At 67.1% G+C, this 4140-nt stretch carries 4 protein-coding genes; all 4 read left to right on the top strand.

Features of this window, described 5'->3' with window-relative positions; all coding sequences use genetic code 11:
- Positions 1-1353 (top strand): Rne/Rng family ribonuclease (locus tag VE172_RS04465; protein WP_324797756.1); only part of this gene is annotated, 1353 nt, incomplete at its 5' end.
- 158 nt (positions 1354-1511) lie between these two features.
- Positions 1512-1826, top strand: a complete 315-nt coding sequence (gene rplU / locus VE172_RS04460; RefSeq protein ID WP_324797758.1) for a 50S ribosomal protein L21 — start codon at positions 1512-1514, stop codon at positions 1824-1826.
- Between the two features lie 12 nt (positions 1827-1838).
- Positions 1839-2093 carry a 50S ribosomal protein L27 gene (rpmA, locus tag VE172_RS04455; protein ID WP_324797752.1) on the top strand — a complete coding sequence of 85 codons (255 nt, stop codon included), beginning with the start codon at positions 1839-1841 and terminating at the stop codon, positions 2091-2093.
- Between the two features lie 164 nt (positions 2094-2257).
- The gene (obgE, locus tag VE172_RS04450; RefSeq protein ID WP_324797749.1) at positions 2258-3691 is read left to right on the top strand and encodes a GTPase ObgE; all 1434 of its coding nucleotides are present in this window, start codon (positions 2258-2260) and stop codon (positions 3689-3691) included.
- The last annotated feature ends 449 nt before the right edge of the window (positions 3692-4140 follow it).

Genomic DNA, 4140 nt, shown 5'->3' with positions numbered 1-4140 from the left:
GTCGAGCACTTCGTCACCCGCAGCGGCGGCCAGGGCATGGCCGGCAACGTCTACCTGGGCAAGGTGCAGAACATCCTGCCCAGCATGGAGGCCGCCTTCATCGACATCGGCCGCGGCCGCAACGCCGTGCTGTACGCCGGCGAGGTCAACTGGGACCGCACCGGACTGTCCGGGCGCGCACGCTCCATCGAACAGGCCATGAGCCCCGGCGACTCCGTCCTGGTGCAGGTCACCAAGGACCCGGTGGGCCACAAGGGTGCCCGGCTCACCAGCCACATCGCGCTGTCCGGGCGGCACCTGGTCTACGTCCCGCACGGCAATGCCTCGGGCATCTCCCGCAAGCTCCCCGACTCCGAGCGCCGCCGGCTGCGCAGCACCCTCAAGAAGCTGGTTCCCGAGAGCGCCGGCGTCATCGTGCGCACCGCCGCCGAGGGTGCCGACACCGACGACCTGGAACGCGACATCGCGCGGCTCCAGGGCGAGTGGGAACAGATCGAGGCCAAGGCGGGCAAGGGCGGCGCCCCCACCCTGCTGCACTCCGAGCCCGACCTGCTGGTCCGGGTGGTCCGCGACGTGTTCAATGAGGACTTCACCGACCTGATCGTCGACAACGACGCCGCCTACGACGACGTCAAGAGCTACCTCGACAACGTGTCCCCCGACCTGGTGCAGCGGCTGAAGCGCCACACCGGCACCGGCGACGTCTTCTCCGAGCAGCGCGTCGACGAGCAGCTGCTGAAGGCCCTGGACCGCAAGGTGTTCCTGCCCTCGGGAGGCAGCCTCGTCATCGACCGCACCGAGGCCATGACGGTCATCGACGTCAACACCGGAAAGTTCACCGGCGCCGGCGGCAACCTCGAGGAGACCGTCACCCGCAACAACCTCGAGGCCGCCGAGGAGATCGTCCGGCAGCTGCGGCTGCGCGACGTCGGCGGCATCGTCGTCATCGACTTCATCGACATGGTGCTGGAGAACAACCGCGACCTGGTGCTGCGCCGCCTCACCGAGTGCCTGGGGCGCGACCGCACCAAGCACCAGGTCACCGAGATCACCTCGCTGGGACTGGTCCAGATGACCCGCAAGCGGGTCGGCCAGGGCCTGCTCGAGGCGTTCAGCGAACCCTGCGAGCACTGCAAGGGCCGCGGCGTCATCATCGACGTCGACTCCACCGAGAAGTTCTCCAAGGGCGACAAGCACTCGGCGAAGTCGGAGGGCAAGGGCGGCAAGAAGAAGGAAGCGAAGAACGGCAAGAACAAGTCCGCCTCCGACCCGAACAGGTCGGCCGCCGAGCCGACCCGCAAGATCGCCGAGGCCGGCACGGCCAACCCCGGCGCCGAGGCGACGGCTTCGTAACCGCGAACACATCGCCCCGAGTTGGAGGCCGCGGCGGCGATGACGTATTTTGGACGACGGCCTCTTTCTGGGCCGGACAAGCATCCGTTCGCCACGGCGAACGAACACACACAGGTCTCGCGATGGGCGAGAAGCGAACCAAGGAGAGCTGCGTCAACATGTACGCGATCGTCAAGACCGGCGGCAAGCAATACAAGGTCGCCGAGGGGGACGTCCTCGAGGTGGAAAAGCTCGCGGGCGAGCCGGGCGACTCCGTCACGCTGCCCGCGGTTCTCCTGGTGGACGACGGCAAGGTCACCACGGACGCGGCGAAGCTCGCCGGCGTCACCGTGAACGGCGAACTCGTCGACCACCTCAAGGGCCCCAAGATCAAGATCCACAAGTTCAAGAACAAGACCGGCTACCACAAGCGCCAGGGTCACCGTCAGCAGTTGACCCGCGTCAAGGTCACCGGCATCAAGGCCGGGAAGTAGGAGGAAGGCGACATGGCACACAAGAAGGGTGCGTCCAGCTCGCGTAACGGTCGCGACTCCAACGCGCAGCGACTCGGCGTGAAGCGCTTCGGCGGCCAAGAGGTCAATGCGGGCGAGATCATCGTCCGCCAGCGTGGCACCAAGTTCCACCCGGGCGACCTGGTCGGCCGCGGCAAGGACGACACGCTGTTCGCCCTCGCCGCTGGCGCGGTCAAGTTCGGCAAGCGCCGCGGCCGCAAGACCGTCAGCATCGTCACGGCCGAGTAGGGCGCGAGGTCGAGGCCGCATAGTGCCTTCCTTCGGAAGGCCACATCGACCTCGCTCAATCCTTGCGGCCGCGACGCAGGGGCTTCGCCACCTGCGCTACCCCGTAGTCTCGAGCGGATCTGGGAGCACGGCTCCCGGGTCCGCTTTTTGTGTTAAGGAGAAGTGTGAGTTCCTTCGTCGACCGCGTGGTGCTCCATGTCCAGGCGGGCAATGGAGGGCACGGCTGCGTGTCCATCCATCGCGAGAAGTTCAAGCCCTTCGGCGGGCCCGACGGCGGCAACGGCGGGCACGGCGGCGACGTCGTCCTCGAGGTCGACCCCAACGTGCACACCCTGTTGGACTTCCACTTCCACCCGCACGCCAAGGCGGGCAACGGCAAGGGCGGTCAGGGCTCCAACCGCGACGGCGCCAACGGCGGCGGCCTGACGCTCAAGGTGCCCGACGGCACCGTCGTCCACGACAGCGCCGGAGCGGTGATAGCCGACCTCATCGGTGCCGGGACCCGCTGCGTGCTCGCCAGGGGCGGTCGTGGCGGCCGCGGCAACGCCTCCCTGGCCACCTCCACCCGCAAGGCGCCGGGCTTCGCCGAACTCGGCGAGACCGGCGAGGCGCTCGACGCCATCCTGGAACTCAAGAGCGTCGCCGACGTCGGCCTGGTGGGCTTTCCCTCGGCGGGGAAGTCGTCCCTGATCGCCGCGCTGTCGGCGGCCCGACCCAAGATCGCCGACTATCCATTCACGACCCTGGTGCCGAATCTCGGCGTGGTGGCCGCGGGGGACACCACCTACACGATCGCCGACGTGCCCGGTCTGATCCCCGGCGCCGCGTCCGGCAAGGGCCTGGGCCTGGAATTCCTCCGCCACATCGAACGCTGCGCCGTGCTGGCCCACGTCGTCGACTGCGCGACCCTGGATCCCGGTCGCGACCCGCTGTCCGACATCGACGCGATCGAGTACGAGCTCGCCGAGTACGGCGGCCTAGAGGATCGCGCCCGCCTCGTCATCCTCAACAAGATGGACATCCCCGAAGCCGCCGACCTGGCCGACCTGGTGCAGGACGACGCGAAGGCGCGGGGGTGGCCGGTTCTGCGGGTGAGCGCCGCCACTCACCAGGGACTATCCACATTGTCCTATACCCTCGCGGAGGCGGTCGAGGCCCACCGGGCGTCCCGACCCACCCCCGAACCCACCCGCATCGTGTTGCGCCCCACCGCGGTCGACGACACGGGCTTCGAGGTCGCCCCCGACCGGGACGGCAGCTTCACGGTCACGGGCCGAAAGCCCGAGGGCTGGGTGCGCCAGACGAACTTCGACAACGAGGAGGCCGTCGGCTTCCTCGCCGATCGCCTGGCGCGCATCGGGGTCGAGACCGCCCTGGCCAAGGCCGGCGCCGAGCCCGGATGCACCGTGCGCATCGGCAACTTCGAGTTCGAATGGGAGCCAACGGATCCGGCCGCGGTCGCCGCGATCGGTCCCCGCGGCACCGACACCCGCTTCGACCGCTCCACCCGCGTCGCCGCGGCCGAACGCCTCGCCGCCCGCAAGTCCCGGCGCCAAAAGCCCGAAGACCCCGAAAACGAAGCGGCACAACAGGAATGAGCTGCGCAAACGGCATGTGACTGCCAACACCCACCCCCCGAGTTGACGGGTGTTTCAGCCGTAGCGTAGGTTTCTTCTTGCCCGCGGGGAACCGGACAGGGCGAGCCCAAGAGATCTAGACAATATTCAGTTGTCGGATCGGCTCGCATCTGGCAGGCTTGCGGGAAATCCCAAGTACAGTCCAGCAATGGTTCAGCGCGTCACCGGGCGCGGGGAGACCCCCCCGGAAGACCGCGAAATCGGACCTGGTAGCTTATAAGGGTTGCGCCTCAGCGAGGTTCCAAATTCACGAGATGTGGTTTGGATTCGTGTGGGTGTGTTTTTTGAGAACTCGATAGGGTGTTTTGTGATGGTCAGTGTGTGGGCCTCGATTGTTTGAGGTTCTATAGTTTTTGTTCAATTCTGACTATTTATATATAGTCAGGATCTTGCAATGGCATTGTTGGCTG

Origin of the sequence: Stackebrandtia sp., from assembly GCF_035643755.1 — a bacterium.
Classification (GTDB): Bacteria; Actinomycetota; Actinomycetes; order Mycobacteriales; family Micromonosporaceae; genus Stackebrandtia.
This window is presented reverse-complemented; position numbering and strand designations above follow the sequence as displayed.